The organism is Methylophilus sp. DMC18, assembly GCF_056314005.1.
Genome location: NZ_JBQUZE010000002.1, coordinates 347,791 through 364,223, shown reverse-complemented (window position 1 = coordinate 364,223; position 16,433 = coordinate 347,791). Strand labels below are relative to the sequence as shown.

At 48.9% G+C, this 16,433-nt stretch carries 15 protein-coding genes and 1 pseudogene; 12 read left to right on the top strand and 4 right to left on the bottom strand.

Annotation, left to right across the window (positions count from 1 at the left end; all coding sequences use genetic code 11):
- The first annotated feature begins 177 nt into the window (after positions 1–177).
- Positions 178–1,746: a GGDEF domain-containing protein gene (locus ACT53G_RS05630; protein ID WP_338654472.1), complete on the top strand. Its 1,569-nt coding sequence runs from the start codon at positions 178–180 to the stop codon at positions 1,744–1,746.
- A gap of 248 nt (positions 1,747–1,994) precedes the next feature.
- Complete coding sequence (locus tag ACT53G_RS05625; RefSeq protein ID WP_194747922.1) at positions 1,995–3,212, top strand: cation:proton antiporter; 1,218 nt, start codon at positions 1,995–1,997, stop codon at positions 3,210–3,212.
- On the opposite strand, the gene ACT53G_RS05620 is transcribed toward ACT53G_RS05625, so the two are convergent.
- Positions 3,213–4,211 carry an NAD(P)/FAD-dependent oxidoreductase gene (locus tag ACT53G_RS05620; RefSeq protein ID WP_476168913.1) on the bottom strand — a complete coding sequence of 333 codons (999 nt, stop codon included), beginning with the start codon at positions 4,209–4,211 and terminating at the stop codon, positions 3,213–3,215. It abuts the gene before it with no gap.
- Entirely contained in the window at positions 4,208–4,390 is a 183-nt protein-coding gene (locus ACT53G_RS05615; protein WP_313988036.1) for a TIGR02450 family Trp-rich protein, read from the bottom strand. Before ACT53G_RS05615 ends, ACT53G_RS05620 begins: the two co-directional genes overlap by 4 nt.
- 239 nt (positions 4,391–4,629) lie before the next feature.
- Between ACT53G_RS05615 and ACT53G_RS05610 the strand changes: the two genes are divergently transcribed.
- From ACT53G_RS05610 to ACT53G_RS05570, 9 genes and pseudogenes are all read left to right on the top strand, one after another.
- Complete coding sequence (locus tag ACT53G_RS05610) at positions 4,630–5,331, top strand: PEP-CTERM sorting domain-containing protein (protein ID WP_476168912.1); 702 nt, start codon at positions 4,630–4,632, stop codon at positions 5,329–5,331.
- A 255-nt stretch (positions 5,332–5,586) separates the two neighbouring features.
- Positions 5,587–5,856, top strand: coding sequence for an antitoxin (locus ACT53G_RS05605; RefSeq protein WP_275355580.1), 270 nt, complete (start codon positions 5,587–5,589; stop codon positions 5,854–5,856).
- Complete coding sequence (locus ACT53G_RS05600; protein ID WP_476168911.1) at positions 5,853–6,257, top strand: PIN domain-containing protein; 405 nt, start codon at positions 5,853–5,855, stop codon at positions 6,255–6,257. Before ACT53G_RS05605 ends, ACT53G_RS05600 begins: the two co-directional genes overlap by 4 nt.
- 60 nt (positions 6,258–6,317) lie before the next feature.
- Positions 6,318–6,662 (top strand): annotated as a pseudogene (locus tag ACT53G_RS05595) (carboxymuconolactone decarboxylase family protein); the annotation flags it as partial.
- A gap of 43 nt (positions 6,663–6,705) precedes the next feature.
- Positions 6,706–6,846 carry a manganese efflux pump gene (locus ACT53G_RS05590; protein ID WP_476168910.1) on the top strand — a complete coding sequence of 47 codons (141 nt, stop codon included), beginning with the start codon at positions 6,706–6,708 and terminating at the stop codon, positions 6,844–6,846.
- Positions 6,847–6,902: 56 nt separating this feature from the next.
- Positions 6,903–8,594, top strand: coding sequence for a hypothetical protein (locus ACT53G_RS05585; RefSeq protein ID WP_476168909.1), 1,692 nt, complete (start codon positions 6,903–6,905; stop codon positions 8,592–8,594).
- Between the two features lie 219 nt (positions 8,595–8,813).
- Positions 8,814–9,851 carry a CobW family GTP-binding protein gene (locus ACT53G_RS05580; RefSeq protein WP_476168908.1) on the top strand — a complete coding sequence of 346 codons (1,038 nt, stop codon included), beginning with the start codon at positions 8,814–8,816 and terminating at the stop codon, positions 9,849–9,851.
- 157 nt (positions 9,852–10,008) lie between these two features.
- Positions 10,009–10,533, top strand: coding sequence for a TIGR00645 family protein (locus tag ACT53G_RS05575; RefSeq protein WP_194747933.1), 525 nt, complete (start codon positions 10,009–10,011; stop codon positions 10,531–10,533).
- A gap of 179 nt (positions 10,534–10,712) precedes the next feature.
- Positions 10,713–11,030 carry an EF-hand domain-containing protein gene (locus ACT53G_RS05570; protein ID WP_194747935.1) on the top strand — a complete coding sequence of 106 codons (318 nt, stop codon included), beginning with the start codon at positions 10,713–10,715 and terminating at the stop codon, positions 11,028–11,030.
- Positions 11,031–11,077: 47 nt separating this feature from the next.
- On the opposite strand, the gene ACT53G_RS05565 is transcribed toward ACT53G_RS05570, so the two are convergent.
- Positions 11,078–11,557, bottom strand: coding sequence for a PEP-CTERM sorting domain-containing protein (locus ACT53G_RS05565; RefSeq protein ID WP_476168907.1), 480 nt, complete (start codon positions 11,555–11,557; stop codon positions 11,078–11,080).
- A 304-nt stretch (positions 11,558–11,861) separates the two neighbouring features.
- Here ACT53G_RS05565 and ACT53G_RS05560 point away from each other — a divergent pair, with 304 nt between their 5' ends.
- Entirely contained in the window at positions 11,862–14,369 is a 2,508-nt protein-coding gene (locus ACT53G_RS05560; protein ID WP_476168906.1) for a methyl-accepting chemotaxis protein, read from the top strand.
- A 126-nt stretch (positions 14,370–14,495) separates the two neighbouring features.
- Here ACT53G_RS05560 and ACT53G_RS05555 read toward each other — a convergent pair whose 3' ends face one another.
- Positions 14,496–16,376 (bottom strand): potassium transporter Kup, encoded by a 1,881-nt coding sequence (locus tag ACT53G_RS05555; protein ID WP_194747939.1) that lies wholly within the window; start codon positions 16,374–16,376, stop codon positions 14,496–14,498.
- Positions 16,377–16,433: the final 57 nt, after the last annotated feature.

Genomic DNA, 16,433 nt, shown 5'->3' with positions numbered 1-16,433 from the left:
ACGCCCTTTTACTCAAACAGCGCCCCAGACAAGGGCGCTGTTTGGCCTTGAACGCATCGCCCGCAACCACACCTTCGTTAGTAATTCTTTGCGTTTCTTAATCCATTTCCCCACAAGAGAGACAGGAACTTTTCAGGTAAACTGGCTTGTTAGATTTACTCTTGATGGATAACAGTCTTGCAACGCTTTCTCCTCTGTGCCCTGATGCTGCTCTTGACCTGGCTGCCCACGCAAGCCCAGGCAGACGCGCAATTGTCGGGCACAACCTGCATGAGCAGCGAGGGCGAAATCGTAGGTAATATTCCGCTGCAAGGCGGCCGCTTTGTGTGTCAGGGCGTGCTCAAGATCACGCAGGCCGGTCAGTATGTGATTGACTTTAAAAACACCTCTACCCTGGCCCAGTTCCAGCACGAAATTTCTGATGGTCACCACACCATGCATGTGCTGTCAGGCGGACTCAGTAGCGAGCATACAGACCAGCTTCTGCTCAGGCATGGCCGCCTCGTAGCACTGCAGCCGGGGACCTACCGGCTCATTACCTGGCTGCAATCTCCTTATTATCTGGCGCAACCAGAAGTGTTTGTGACTGACCTCGCCAGCCACCAGCAACAAACCAATGTCAGCACTGCCGTGAGCCTGTTGCTGCTCGGCATTTTGCTGGGGATTTTCAGTTACTACATGGCCATCGGCATCATGCCCGGCCACGTCACCGAGCGCATGTATGCCTTGTTTATTCTGGGCAACCTGATTTTTCAAAGCGCGGTGCTCGGCCTGTTCAAACAATTGTTTGACTGGCACTGGTTCTACCTGACCAGCCTGCCTATCCTGTTTTCCAATCTCGCTTATATCAGCTTTGTCTGTCATTTACTCGGCATCAGCCCGTTTCGCCATAGCCGGCTTTATCAGGTTTCGATTGCGGCCAGGCTGACGCTACTGGGGCTCATGGTGTTCGCCATGATCTACCCCAACTGGATGCTGGAAATGGACAGGCTAGGCGTGGCCATTTTTCTGGTCTTTGGCCTGGTGTGTGGCATCCGTTTGAGCTTGCAAGGTCAGCGCGTGGCGCAGTTATACCTGCTGGCCATTTCCATTTTTGGCGTGCTAGGTGGTTTGACGATTACCGCAGATCGCCTCAGCTCAAACGCCTGGACCGTAGAGCAACTCGGCCTCATCGCAGTGACCGTGGAAGCCGTCGCGCTGTCACTGCTGGTGGCATACCAGATCAACCGCCTGCACAAAGAAAAAGAACACATGCTGGCCGAACTCGAGTCCACGCGCTCGCTGGCCATGACAGACCGCCTGACTGGCGTACCCAACCGGCATGCGCTGGAGAATCAAATGCTGCATTTTCCCGAGCACGGTTGCCTGATGTTCCTCGATATCGACAACCTCAAGCATGTCAACGACCAATATGGCCACGAGGCCGGGGATCAACTGCTCAAGAGTTTTAGCCGCATCCTGACGAACAAGCTGGATACGCATGGCAAGCTTTACCGCCTGGGGGGCGATGAATTTGCAATCGTCTGCCATGAGGATGATGTGGAATGGTGCCAGCACCAGTTGGAATACACGCACTTGCACCTGCAAAAAGAAGGCATCGTTGGCGCGGGCACCAGCGTAGGCATCGTGTTTGCCCACGAAGCCACAGATACCGAATCGCTGATGCGCATCGCTGACAAACGCATGTATGCCGATAAGCGCGCACGCAAAAATCGCAAAGAAATGGTCCAGGTCTTTACGCATTAACCCTGCGCAACAAAGCGCCGTTGGTTTTTTTGCGACGTCATTGACACAGATGCAGCCTTGAACGCCAATGCGCGCCCTGATACATGCCATCCGCGCCTAAATCCGTTACACTCTATTCTGCACGCGCGCTATGCTAAGCCTGCACCGTCCGTGACTTTAATCTTGATGGTTCAAACCAAAAGAAGTCCTCGCGCAACGACCCCATTGATCTTGCCTTATGGCGCGCTGCCCAACCATAAGAGAAACCAATGCCATTACTGACATCGCTACTGATTCTGATCGTCACCGCCCGCCTGCTCGGGCAAGTCTTCAGTCGCTTTAGCCAACCCGCCATTATTGGCGAAATGTTGGCCGGGGTGTTGCTTGGCCCCAGCCTGCTCAACCTGATCACGCCCAGCCCAGCGCTGTCTGGCATCTCTGAGTTTGCCGTGTTCTTAATCGTGCTGTCGGCCGGGCTGGAGATGAACTTCAAGGAGGTCATAGACTCCATGCGCGGCAAAGGCGCTGTCATTGCGCTGCTGGGCTTTTTATTGCCACTCACGGGCGGCATTCTGGTCGGGGTCGGCTTTGGTCTGGATGTCAGCCGTACGGTGTTTCTGGGCCTGTGTGTCTCGATTACAGCGCTACCGGTCACTGTTAGCATTCTGCAAAGCTTCAAACTGCTGGACTCCACCATCGCACGCTATTCAGTCGCCACGGCGATCTTTAACGATATCGCCGCGCTGCTGGTGTTAGGGGTGATTCTCAACCTGCCCGAGCAAAAATCCTATCAGGCCGTGGCCGCTGCCACGTTTAACGCGAGCTGGAAGCTGATTTTGCTCATGACGCTGATTGTCAGTATCAGCGTGCTGATCAAGCAGGTCATTCAAAGAGGCATTCTTATCGACCAACTGTCAGAAAAGCTGGTCACCATCATCGGCAACGAGGCCCTGTTCGGCTTGCTGCTCCTATTGGTACTCGTATTTGGTTCAGTCAGTGCCGCGCTCGGGTTTCACTTTATCATCGGCGCCTTCTTTGGTGCCCTGCTCATAGACCGCACCTTTTTTTCACCCGAACGCTACAAAGAACTAGAGCTCACCTTAAGCTCCATCACCGGCGGCTTTCTGGCCCCGGTATTTTTTGCCTATCTCGGGCTGGAATTCAAAATCCAGGTCATTGATTCAGTCTGGTTTGTCGCTGTGGTGCTGGTAGTGTCGATTGTGACTAAAATCCTGGCCGGTTGGCTGGGGGGCCGCCTCATCGGCCTCAGCAAAAGCGATGCACTAGGCATCGGCTTTATCCTCAATGGCCGCGGCGTAATGGAGCTGGTCATCGCCAGTATCGCCTACGAACGCGGCTTTATCGGGCAGGACTTGTTCTCGGTGCTGGTGTTGATGGGCGTGGTGACAACGCTGATCACACCGCTCATGTTCCGCAAATGGGTGATGCCAAAACTCCCCAAGACAACGAATACAAGTAATCCTTAATCAATAACAAGGCTCGCAGGTTTTTATCATCGCCTGCGCGAGCTGGTAGCCGCTCATCCATGCGCCTTCTACCTTGCCGCCATTGAGCCAGTCGCCACACATACCCAGTTGCTGGGCGGCATCCCAGGCAAAGCCCTGGTGCAGATAATTGGCACAATCCGCATAGCGCCAGCGGTGCACACTGTGTTCCATGGGCGCTTCACCACCCAAGGCCTGGAATGCCGCCAGCAACTCCACCGCAACCTCCTCTGGTGCACGCTCAATATTGGCCTCGGACCATTCAGCGCTGGCATGCAATACCCAGACCTCTTTGACCGCACTGCCCTCAGGCACACGCCCCGGCTTGCTACTGTCTCTCGCCACCCAACTCAGCGGTCCCGCATTCACAAACAAGCCATCAAACGGCAAATCGAGCGTATGCGCATAGCGCCCCATCAAGGCCCAGCAGCCACGCATGTTTACACTGGCCGCCAGCGTCTGCATCTCCAGATTAAAGCCTAGCAGCGCCTGTGCCTGCGGTGCCGGAATCGCCAGCACAACCTTGTCAAACACCTGCGGATACGCGCCGTGCTCTTTGCTGTGCACGCGCCATTTCCCCTCGGCAAAGGTAATCTGCTGCACCGTCTGCTCCAGCTCTACGGTTAAAGACTGTGCCATCTGCCGCGCTGGTCGCGTATTGCGCGGCACGCCAACATAACGCTGTTTTTCAGACAGCTTGGCGCGTAAACCGGCCTCATTCGCCTCGTAAATGCGCCCTTGCCACTCAGCCACCACGCCCGCCTGCAACCACTTTTGCACCTGTGTCACAAACGGCTGCTGGCTCACCGTAAAATACTGCGCGCCATGGTCACACTGCCAGCCCTCGCCCAATCGCGTAGACACGCGCCCCGAAGGCCCACGGCTCTTTTCAAACACCGTCACCAGATAACCGGCCTGTTGCAACGCCTGGCTGCAAGACAAGCCCGCCATCCCCGCACCAATCACCGCAATATTTTTCACGCCACCCACCCCTGTTTCCACACTGCGCGGTCTTGCAACGCATGCCAGTCAATCACCTGCACGCGCCCAGTCATGACCGCTTCTAACTCAACGGTTTCAATCACTTGCGTCTCCTCATCACCCATCTTCTCATCGCTTACGATGAGCTTGGTCACCATAAAGTGTTTTTCTTTATTCACGGGCTTTACCGCTGTCCACTTAGAATGTAACAGCTTTTTAGGATTAAGCCGCAATGGTTTTGTTTGCATGATCGTGTGACAACGTAAATCCAACAATTTATCCACTATTTAGAGAGATTTCTAACGCATGCTAACCGTTGCAAGGCCCCCCCGAACTCGGGATTGACCAGCCTCACTGACCAGCATAGTCTCCAAAAGATTAAAAAAATCATTTAAATACCATTTGAGAGGAGTCAGGCATGCATCAAAAAGGCATATTCAAACTATTCTGTCAGGGCTTAGTGTTATCTTTATTCACTATCGCTTTGCCAGCCAAGGCAGTCGTATACTCAGTATTTGGCAATATTGAGTTTGTCGCAAACGGATCAAACGTCAGCCTGCTGACGGGTCAAACCATCCGCGATGCACTTACCAACCAATATGCCGGGTTTACCGTCGATGTTGATACCACAGTGGCAGACACCAACCCTGCCGTAAATCAAATCGAACTGCGCAACGCAGTGACCTCCACCGCAGTCATCGGCAACACCAGCCTTGCCCTGAGCAGTAACCCTTGCCTTACTCTTGACATTGACTGCCGTGTCACCTCAACCAAAGACGGATTTAACGCCAACTTTGATACACAACTCATCAGCAGCCAACTGCACAGCACCGCTGCACTCGGCCTGAATGGAACCCTCAGCTTTTTTATTAATACCAGCGGGCAAGATTTATTCGTGTTTGCACGGCAAAAAGTCATAGACCCGTTTGATGGCAATACAACCGTCAATTTCTCGGTGTTTTACACTGAAGGGGGCAGTGGCTTTGGCTCGCAACGTGTGAATTTTCAACTGGCTAACATCACAGCAACACCTGTGCCAGAGCCTGAAACTTATGCCATGCTTGGCTTGGGCCTATTGGTCTGTGCAATGATCAGTCGACGCAAACGGCCGCAGTGTTAACCTTTTATGGGCTAATAATAAAAACTCTTTTAAAGTATGCAGTGCGCAACTCACCCCATGTTATTTGACATGGGGTTTATTTTTATAATCATATTGATAGCGCCCACATTGCGCTGATTGAGGAATAGCTTTGTCAGTCCTGCACCGCAGGCCAAATGCAAGAGTTTTACGCTCAAAAAGCCATGGCTCTCTTAGTGATTGACGTTCGCAAAATATGGCATATACTAATTGTATATGCAAAAAGGAGCACCTGCCATGTCAAGTTTATCCAAAGCCCCTCACCGAGAAGCCAAGCTGTTCCGCAACAACCGCAGCCAAGCTGTGCGCATCCCTGTTGAGTTTGAGCTACCAGGTGATCGTGTATTAATTCATCGTGAAGGCAACAAGCTGATTATTGAACCAGTAGCACGTCCCGCCAACCTTGCCGAACTATTGGCGCAATGGCGTCAGGAGCCACCACTCGCGCCAGAAGATCAATTCCCGGATATTGAAGATATGCCCGCCAAGCCGGAGGACATATTTTGAGTGGCTACTTGCTAGACACCAATATCATCAGCGATCTGATTCGTAACCCGTCCGGGGCTGCTGCAATCCATATTGAGAGAGTCGAAGCCAAGTTCATCTTTACCAGTATTATCGTGGCTTGCGAACTACGCTATGGCTGCGCAAAAAAAGGATCAGTCAAACTTACAGAAAAAGTAGATAATCTACTCGCCACCATCCCGGTGCTGCCATTAGAGAACCCAGTAGATACCGAGTATGGACGTATCCGCGCAGAACTTGAAGCAGCAGGCCAAAGCATCGGCATGAACGATTTACTGATTGCTGCACAAGCTTATACTCTAGGAGTTACGCTGGTAACGGATAACCTGCGAGAATTTAGCCGTATTCGTAGCCTCAAGGTTGAAAACTGGCTGGAGAGATAATTGATGAGGGTTTTAATTTTACTCTGACCCCAATTATTCAACCACCAGCTCGAAAAAAGCACCCTGGGTAAACCATTCGTTGAACTCATTAATTTACGTGTTTCACACGTCAATGGCTGTGCTTATTGCTTGGGCATTCACGCCAAATCACTCCGCGCGGCTAGTGAAAGCAACTCCCGTATTGATCAATTAGGCGGCTGGCAAGTGAGTGACCAATATACCGAAAAAGAACGCGCGGCCCTGGCCTGGACGGATGCCGTGACCAACATCACCACCTCAGGCACACCAGATGATGTTTTTAATGCATTAAAAACGCATTTCACAGATCAAGAAATCTCGGATCTGACGTTTGCGATTATTACCATGAATGCGCTTAATAGGTTAGGCATCAGCATGCGTAAGTAATATATTCATCACCGCAGCAGCCATTGGCTTAGCCACATTTACCATGGTGACCATTGGTATGATGCTTGGGTGTTTACTAGGATTGATGTTTGGGAGACGTTCAGAGATTGTGGGTGGTTTGGTACTGATCGCGATTGGGTTTTACGTTCTTTACGAACATCTCGTAATTAAAGCCATTTCCTAATATTGATCTATCATTTGTATTAATATTCTTCACAACATATTTATGGAGTGTCACAAATGTCCATTGAAATTATTAAGCAACAAATTCAAAAGTTTTTAATGGATGACACTCCAGAAGTATTAGCTATTAAAGGCGCATGGGGCATAGGGAAAACGTACTCTTGGAAGAGATTTCTAAATGACGCTAACACTAATAATAAGATTGCATTAGATCGCTATGCGTATGTATCTTTGTTTGGCGTTAATTCTTTAGATTCATTAAAGCAAACAATTTTTGAGTGTGTAATAAACAAAGATTTAATAGGAACAGAGCCAAGCCTCGAAACTTTTAAAGCTAATATCACAGCAGTTTCTAAATCATTCGGGCGAAAAACATTAGATTTTTTTTCTAGTATTCCCTTAATAAAAAACTTTACTTCAACTATTGAATCCCTGTCATTCCTATCTTTGAATAGAACTTTAATTTGTATTGACGATATTGAGCGCAGAGGCTCTAAGCTAGAAATTAAAGATGTAATGGGTTTGATTTCTCAACTCAAAGAGCAGAAAAAATGCAAGATTGTATTATTACTGAATGATGAGGAAGATGGGCTAAATGAGTACCATAAGCTTCGTGAGAAAGTAATAGATATAGAGTTAAAATTTACACCTACAGCTTCAGAATGCTCTGCTATTGCTTTCGATAAAGAAGATGAAACACATGCCACTTTACGTGAGTTATCGGACAGACTCGAAATTAGAAATATTAGGATTCTGAAAAAAATAGAAAAGCTTGTGAATCTTGCTATTCCTTTTTCAAAAGACTTTGAAAAGGAAGTCCAATATCAATTTATTCATTCCATAACATTATTTACTTGGTGTTATTTCAGCTCTACAAAAGAAGTTCCTAGTTTGGATTTCGTCACAAAATCAGGTTACAGTTTCTATGACATTGGAAAGGATAAAGAAGGTAACGATGATGAAAAAAAGTGGATAAAAATACTTGATAAGTATGAGTATCGTCTTACTGATGAACTGGATTTAGTGCTGGCAGAAGCAGTCAGAACTGGGTATTTTGTTGAGACTACTTTAAAAGCGGTAGCATTGAAGAAAAACGAAAGTATTCTTGCAGAAAAATCAGATAATTCATTTGGCGATGCTTGGCGTCTTTTTCACGACAGTTTCGCCGATAATCAAGAAGTAGTTGTTAATACAATTTATGACAGCTTTAAAGCTAATGCAAAAAACATCACTCCAACAAATTTAAACGGAACAGTTCATTTATTTCGCGATCTTGAAGAGCCAGGAAAAGCCTCTGAAATAATTGACTACTATATTAATTTAAGAGGGCAGGAAATAGATTTATTTGACCCCGAGAAGGACAACTTTTTTGGAGACTCAATAGATACAGAGGTCCTAGAAAAATTTAGAGTTGCATTTGCAAAACTTGCAATTACTGAAAGTGCTACAGACGTATTAAAACGGATAGCTGGTAAAAATAGTTGGAATACAAAGGACGAAGTCATTTTAGCCAATACTTCCACCGATGAATATTATGAATTATTTAAATCTGAGTCTGGAAAACATTTATCTAGATATGTCAAAACATGCCTACAGTTTGGTGAATTTGCCAGTTCTACAGAACAACAACAAACAATTGCAAATAATGCACGTAGAGCTTTACAAAAAATTGCGGCAGAGAGTTTAATCAATCGAAGAAGGGTGAAGAAATTTGGTATAGATCCAGAAGAAGCCGCAGAAGAGAAATAAAACTATAAAACTCGGCTTTAAGCCAATTATTAGAAAATTAGTAACTTAATTTTTTAAGACTTTTAAAGTCGATATGACGTTAGCTGTACCAATGAAATATCTATTTATTTCCCAATGCCTTGTGATTTACTGCCATATCTCCATATAAGTTGAAACACTTAGCATCACCAACAATCATCCGCGTTAAAATACCGTCACACTCGTTTTATTAAGATTTATATGGATAAACGTATCCCCGTCACGCTGCTCACTGGTTTTTTGGGCAGCGGCAAAACCACCCTGCTCAATAAGCTCCTGCATAATCCGGCGATGAAAGACACCGCAGTGATTATTAACGAGCTCGGCGAGGCAGGCTTGGACCAGATTTTTGCCAATAGCCAGATTTCGCAAACCATTGAGAGCGAGCACATTGCCGATAACACGGTGTTGTTGAGTTCTGGCTGTTTGTGCTGCTCCCTCAAAAACGAGCTGGCTGACACCATGCGCGATCTGTTTTTTAAGCGCAGTTTGCAGGCGGTGCCGGAGTTTAACCGCCTGGTGATTGAGACCACGGGCATGGCTGACCCTGGGCCGATTTTGGCTAACCTGATGAATGAGCCGGTGATTGAATCGGTGTACCGCTTAGACGCAGTGGTGGTGACGATAGATGCGGCGTATGGCTTGCAACAGATTACCGAGCAAAAAGAGGCGCTTAAACAAGCTGCCGTGGCAGATGTGTTGCTGATTACCAAGCGTGACACAGCTACACCAGAGCAAATTGAGGCCTTGCAGGCGAAGCTGAGCGAGATCAACCCGAATGCGACGCAGCAATTTGTGTTGCATGGCGAGATAGACCCGATGCAGATTATTGATGTAGGCTTATTCGACTTTGCCAGCAAGCAGGCGAGCCCGCAGCGTTGGTTGCGTGCCCCGGCCAGTGGGTTTAGTGCGGCGAAAAAAGGCACTTTGCCCAAAGCGCCTGCGCATGATGGGGTGAGCACTTTTACCGTGTATTTACCCAAGCCGATGGCTTATGCCGATTTTAAAAGTGTGATTTTAAAGCTGTGCCAAACACACGGTGAAAAGCTGCTGCGCATGAAAGGCATTTTGCATGTGGAAGATGCGCCTGCCCCGCTGGCGATTCACGCCGTGCACTTTACGCCCTACCCGCCCACCTTGCTTGAGGGCTGGGATGAAGAGGAGCCGATTAGCCGCGTGGTGATTATTGGCAAGGGGATTGATGAAAACGCTGTGCGCGACATGCTCACACAGTTTTAGGAATGAAGTGATTTAACAGGCGAATCGCTGTGTTGCGCGGTACGCGAAATCCTCATGTACTACAAGTACACTCCGGTTTCTGTGTTCCGTGCGCCTTGCGCTTCATCCTGCAAAATCATTCATTGAGAAAAATTAGTAGTTTCTATTTGGAGTTTTCATGGCGAAGTTTTTGGAAAAAATTTTAGAGAGTTTGATTTTTAAGAGCCGCTGGCTGATGGCGCCGATGTACCTCGGCCTGGTCGGCGGGCTGGTCATTTTACTGGTTAAATTTGGCCAGGAGTTTATGCATATTGCCGGGCATCTGGGTTCGCTCACCGAACAAGAAACCGTGCTCTCGCTATTGGCGCTGGTGGATATCACCTTGGTGGGTAACTTGCTGATTATGGTGATTTTTAGCGGCTATGAAAACTTTGTGTCGCGCATTGATACGGCTGATAGCGAAGACCGCCCTGAATGGATGGGTAAAGTCGATTACTCCGGCCTGAAACTCAAACTGATTGGCTCGATTGTAGCGATTTCTGCCATCGACCTGCTTAAGGCTTTTGTGCACCAAAGCTCTGGTACCGCCACGTTTAGCACCGAGCAAATGGCGTGGCTGGTGGGCATTCACCTGACCTTTATCATCACCGGCGTGTTGTTTGCCTGGATGGATAAAATTGCCGGACATGGGGATGACCACTAAACCCAGACTTGCTTGACTGAACACCGTTGCTTGTCTTTAAAAGGCTAAACTACAAAACCCGCTGCGGCGGGTTTTTTGTTGTTTGCGAGACCTATTAAATCTTGCAAAAATAATAGCCTTAAAGGAACCTGTTAGCTATCGCGTTAATCATATTAACAACTTTATTGGGGTGGCTAACTATGAAAATTCCTGTCTTCACTTTTATTGTTTTTTTGATTCCATCACTGTATCAAAACACGCATGCAGACGAACATGCGACAACACCGGATTGCAACAAGCTGCCGCCTAATTACAGTTTGAGCTATCTGGATGAAAACACCGATGGTGTGATTTCGTTACAAGAGTATTTGCAAGGCGACCCGACGCATCAGAAAAAGATGTTTGAGCATATGGATGCCAATCATGATGGTGTGCTGGATGTGGCGGAACAAAAGGAAATCGAGCAGGTGTATCAACTCATGCATGAAAAGCGTGCAGCAGGGAGCCACAAAACCTGAGCCAATAAAAAAGCCCCATCACTGGGGCTTTTTTTATATGCGGCTGATTAAGCCTTTTTAAAACGGCGGGCGACAATCGCACCCAAACCCACGAGCATCAAGGCCATACTTTCTGGCTCTGGCACTGGGGTGACAACTGAGGCAAATGGCGTCAAGTTCGCATTGAAGCTATAGTTACCACCGCCATTGATGTTGAATCTTAGGCTGTAAGTACCTGAGGCCAGGTTGCTAAAATTGAATCTATAGACATCACCGCTGGCAGCAGTAAAATCTGCCAGGCCTTTAATCAGCGTATCGTTTTTGTAAAGCCCAAACACAAAGTCCTGGTTACCGTTTTTCTGCAGGGCACCGTCTAGGTCGAGTGAGCCCAGAAGATTAAAAGCGGTATTCTGTGGAGCAAAGTCAATGATTTCAGTTTTACCCGAAGCTGCTCCTGGCTCATCGTAGCCATTTGTGATTGTAATCGTAGCTGCATTTGCATTTAAAGCTGCAAACATGACCCCTGCACAAGTCAGTTTCCAAAACATATTTATATCCCCAATTTGTTTATATAGTTACCACGATAACAATTATACTTCAAAGTAACATTTAAGCCTAATCCCCTGATCAGACTAAGCACAGGCTTGGTCGCGATTCATACATCGACGATAGTCCATCTCAAGCATTCTTTCTGCCAGCGGATCAGCGTCTATAGCGTGTTTGTTTGATCTATTGAATACAGACACTAACCCGTCTCTTATCCCAGCATGCCTTTACACCTGATTAGTCTCTAATCCTATTGGTATCGCGATAATAATTACAAGATAAATTTATATCAATGAGGGTGTAAAAGTGAACTGGAATATTTTTAATAAGCTTGGCAAACAACCTTCTCAGGAAACACTGCTCCGGCAGCTGGATCAAGAAGGACAACTGCGCGCGATTGATAAAGTCATGGGCGTGATTGAATTTGACCTGGAGGGAAACATCCTTGCGGTCAACGACAATTTTGCGGCAGTGACGGGTTATAGCAAGCAAGAACTGATCGGCCAGCACCATCGGCTGCTGCTGGATGCCGCGGATCAGGCAAGCCCGGAATATCAGGCACTCTGGCAAAAGCTTGTGCGCGGCGAGCCAGATCAAGGCCTATATTTGCGCAAGGGCAAAGACGGCAAACAAATCTGGCTGCAGGCCAGTTATAACCCGATTCTCGATAAACAGGGCAAACCATTCAAGGTTGTTAAATACGCCACTGATATCTCGGCAGAAAAACGCAAGAACGCAGACTTTGCAGGCCAGATTTCTGCAATCGACAAGGTGATGGGGGTGATTGAGTTTGACCTTGACGGGAGAATCATTGCCGTGAATGACAATTTTGCCGCAGCCACTGGCTATAGCAAGCAGGAAATCATTGGCAATCACCACAGCATGTTTGTTGAAACCGCTTATAAAAACAGTGCGGAATATAAACAGTTTTGGGACAAACTGGCCAAGGGTGAGGCCGATAACGCGCAATACAAACGCATCGGCAAAGGCGGCCGAGAGGTTTGGCTGCAAGCCAGTTACAACCCCATTTTTGATGCGACAGGCAAACCGTTCAAAGTCGTCAAATATGCCACCGACATCACCGCTGAAAAAAGAAAAAATGCGCAGTTTGAAGGCCAAATTTCGGCCATCAACAAGGTGATGGGCGTGATTGAATTTGACCTCAAAGGGAATATCACACATGTAAACCCCATTTTTGCCGCAGTCACCGGTTACAGCGCGCAGGAAATCATCGGCAATCACCACAGTATGTTTGTCGAACCGGCTTATAAAAATAGTCAGGAATATAAACAGTTCTGGGAAAAACTGGCGCGCGGGGAAGCCATGAGCGGCCAATGCAAGCGCTTGGGCAAAGGCGGCAAGGAGATCTGGTTACAAGCGAACTACAACCCTATTCTGGATGCCGCTGGCAAGCCGGTGAAGGTGATTAAATACGCCACCGACATCACGGCAGAAATCGTTAAAAATGCAGACTCTGCCGGACAAATTGCGGCCATTAGCAAAGTGATGGGGGTGATTGAATTTGATTTAAAAGGCACGATCACCCATGTCAATGACAACTTTGCAGCCGTCACTGGCTACCGCCCGCAGGAAATCATCGGCAACCACCACAGTATGTTTGTGGAGTCAGCTTATAAAAATAGTCAGGAATATAAGCAGTTCTGGCAAAAACTGGCACGTGGTGAAGCCGATAACGGCCAATATCTGCGTATAGGCAAAGGCGGTAAGCAGGTCTGGCTACAAGCGAGTTATAACCCGATATTGGATATGGAAGGCAAACCCTTCAAGGTGGTGAAATACGCGACTGACATCACCGACAAAATGCTTGAAGCACAAGCCATGAAACAGGCGGTTGATGAAACCGGAGAAGTGGTGGCTTTAGCTAAAGCAGGCGACTTGACAAAGCGCATCAAGACAGATGACAAACAAGGAGAGATCAGGGAATTGTGCCTGGGGGTCAACAGTATTGTCGATACCATGGCTGAGATTCTTGCTGCCATCAAAATTGCCGGAGAGACCATCAAGACCGCCGCCAGCGAGATTTCTGTGGGTAATAATGATTTGTCTCAACGTACAGAAGAGCAAGCCAGCTCGCTGGAAGAAACCGCGGCCAGTATGGAACAGATTGCCTCTACGGTAAAACAGAATGCTGAAAATGCCAAACAGGCCAACAGCATGAGCGCGCAAGCCAGCGAAATTGCTGCACGCGGTGGCGAGGTATTTGGCAAGGTGGTCATCACCATGTCCGAAATTACCGAGAGCTCGTCACGGATTGAGGAAATTATTTCAGTGATTGATGGCATTGCTTTTCAGACTAATATTCTGGCCTTGAATGCAGCCGTGGAAGCCGCCCGTGCGGGGGAGCAAGGCCGTGGCTTTGCCGTCGTCGCCAGTGAGGTGCGTAACCTCGCCCAACGCTCAGCCAGTGCGGCCAAAGAGATTAAACAACTGATTGTAGATTCTTCTGAAAAAGTCTCGAGCGGCTCTCAGTATGTCAATCAGGCAGGCAGTACGATGGACGAGATGATAGGCGCGATACGTCAAATTTCGGACTTAATCACTGAAATCACTTCTGCTTCGCGTGAGCAAAGCATAGGCATCGAACAGGTGAATACTGCAGTGACGCAACTGGACGAAGTCACGCAACAAAATGCCGCCCTGGTCGAAGAAGCCGCTGCAGCGGCCATGTCACTGGTAGACCAGGCCGAGCAATTAAACGAGAAAGTCAGTCACTACAAATTGAATCACAGTGGCAATACTGCCGGACAACAAAACCAGTTCACGCTACAAAACACTCAAAAAAGACGGGCGTAGCGGCTCATATCAGAGCCACTACCCGTCATGAAACGGATGCCCGGAGCGTATGGGCATCCTTTTTAGGCATAAACGGCTGGCGTCCCCTTGATGCCCTGTTCTGGCTGGCGATCAAGGGGGCTCACCCTACAATTGCACGCGGCTACCCAGCTCAATGACACTATTGGCCGGGATATTGAAAAACTCAACCGCACTGCTGGCATTGCGCGACATCACCGAGAATAACTGGTCACGCCAGCGTGGCATGGCACCGCCTACATCCGGCACGATAATCTCGCGGCTCAAGAAATAAGAATTGGTGAACGGATCCAGCGTCTTGCCATCCAGCGCCACCGAGCGCAAGGCTTGCGGAATATCAGGATGTTGCATAAAGCCATACCGTAACTGGATTTGCCAGAAGCCTTCTGCCAACCGCGTCACCCTCACACGCTCTTCTGCGCTCATAAACGGCACTTCCTCAAACGTGACATTTACAAACAGGTTATGCTGATGCAGCACCTGGTTATGCTTGAGGTTGTGTAACAGCGCTTGTGGCACAGTCTCAAGATTGGAGACCATGTAGACGGCCGTGCGCTGGACGCGGGGCAGCGTACAGTGTGCCAGTGACTCGATAAAAGGTAGCAATTTGGGGTCAGACTGCGCAATGCCGTTGAGCAGGCTAAAACGGCCTTTTTTCCAGGTGGTCATGAACAGGATCAACACCACACTGAGCGCAACCGGAAACCAGCCACCTTGCATAAACTTCATGGAGGCAGAACTGAGCAAAATACCATCTACACTCGCCAATACGGCCGTCAACAAGCCTGCCAGCCAAAGCGGAAACTGCCAGCGCTTGCACATGACGATAAACATCAGGATGGTGGTAATCAGCATGGTGCCCGTCACGGCAATGCCATAAGCCGAGGCCAGTGCCGATGAGCTTTGGAAAGCCAGACAGACGATGATGACGGCGATCAGCAGCGCCCAGTTGACAGAGGGCATATAGATTTGGCCGGACTCGCTGGCTGAAGTGTGAATAATGCGCATACGAGGCAAAAACCCTAATTGAATCGCCTGACGTGTCATGGAGAAAGCGCCAGAAATCACTGCTTGCGAGGCAATAATGGTGGCCAGAGTGGCCAAAATCACGGCGGGAATCAGCAAGGGCTCGGGAAACGACAGGTAAAACGGATTGTTGACGGCTTCAGGATGATGCAGCAGCAAGGCGCCCTGGCCCAGATAATTTAAAATCAGGCACGGAAATACCAAGCCCAGCCAGGCCAACTGAATGGCCGGACGGCCAAAGTGACCCATGTCTGCATACAAGGCCTCGGCCCCGGTCACGGCCAGCAAGATGGCGCCAATGGCGATAAACACACCAGCCCCGCGTGATTGCAGAAACTGCCAGGCATACTGCGGATGAATGGCCTGCAATACTTCTGGCGCCTGGCTAATTTGCCAGACACCGATACAGGCCAGCGCCAGAAACCAGCTAATGACCACCGGGCCAAAAAAACGCCCGACGGCATGCGTGCCATGGCGCTGAACCCAGAACAAGCCGATCAGGATGCCGATTGAGATCGGCAGCACCTGCGCAGCCAGGGTGGGCGACGCCACTTGCAGGCCTTCTACGGCAGACAGCACCGAAATGGCCGGCGTCAGGACACTGTCGCCATAAAACAGCGCCGCCCCGAGGACGCCGAGTAATAACAGCACAGTGCTACGCTTGTCTTGTGGACGCAAGCTGGAGACCGCCAGCGACAGCAAGGCCATGACGCCGCCCTCGCCTTTGTTATGAGCCCGCAGCACGAGCAGGACGTATTTAAACGTCACCACAAACATGAGTAACCAGAAAATAGACGAAATCGCGCCAAGGATATTGGGCTGGTTGAGCGGCACACCGGTGCTCTCGCTAAAAATGACCTGTACGGTATAGAGCGGACTGGTTCCGATATCGCCATAGACGACACCGATCGCCCCTAAGGCCAAGGCGGCCAGACTGCTTTTTTTGGTGGAAAACGTTTCCATCACATCCCCTTATGGTTGATTGATGGCGCAAGTGTGCAATCAGGCGTATATCAATCG

Bases quoted from the DNA above. Each gene is read 5' to 3' on its own strand.
- ACT53G_RS05625 (WP_194747922.1), top strand. From the start codon at position 1,995: ATGCCATTACTGACATCGCTACTGATTCTGATCGTCACCGCCCGCCTG.
- ACT53G_RS05610 (WP_476168912.1), top strand. From the start codon at position 4,630: ATGCATCAAAAAGGCATATTCAAACTATTCTGTCAGGGCTTAGTGTTA.
- ACT53G_RS05605 (WP_275355580.1), top strand. From the start codon at position 5,587: ATGTCAAGTTTATCCAAAGCCCCTCACCGAGAAGCCAAGCTGTTCCGC.
- ACT53G_RS05590 (WP_476168910.1), top strand. From the start codon at position 6,706: ATGGTGACCATTGGTATGATGCTTGGGTGTTTACTAGGATTGATGTTT.
- ACT53G_RS05585 (WP_476168909.1), top strand. From the start codon at position 6,903: ATGTCCATTGAAATTATTAAGCAACAAATTCAAAAGTTTTTAATGGAT.
- ACT53G_RS05580 (WP_476168908.1), top strand. From the start codon at position 8,814: ATGGATAAACGTATCCCCGTCACGCTGCTCACTGGTTTTTTGGGCAGC.
- ACT53G_RS05575 (WP_194747933.1), top strand. From the start codon at position 10,009: ATGGCGAAGTTTTTGGAAAAAATTTTAGAGAGTTTGATTTTTAAGAGC.
- ACT53G_RS05570 (WP_194747935.1), top strand. From the start codon at position 10,713: ATGAAAATTCCTGTCTTCACTTTTATTGTTTTTTTGATTCCATCACTG.
- ACT53G_RS05565 (WP_476168907.1), bottom strand. From the start codon at position 11,557: ATGTTTTGGAAACTGACTTGTGCAGGGGTCATGTTTGCAGCTTTAAAT.
- ACT53G_RS05555 (WP_194747939.1), bottom strand. From the start codon at position 16,376: ATGGAAACGTTTTCCACCAAAAAAAGCAGTCTGGCCGCCTTGGCCTTA.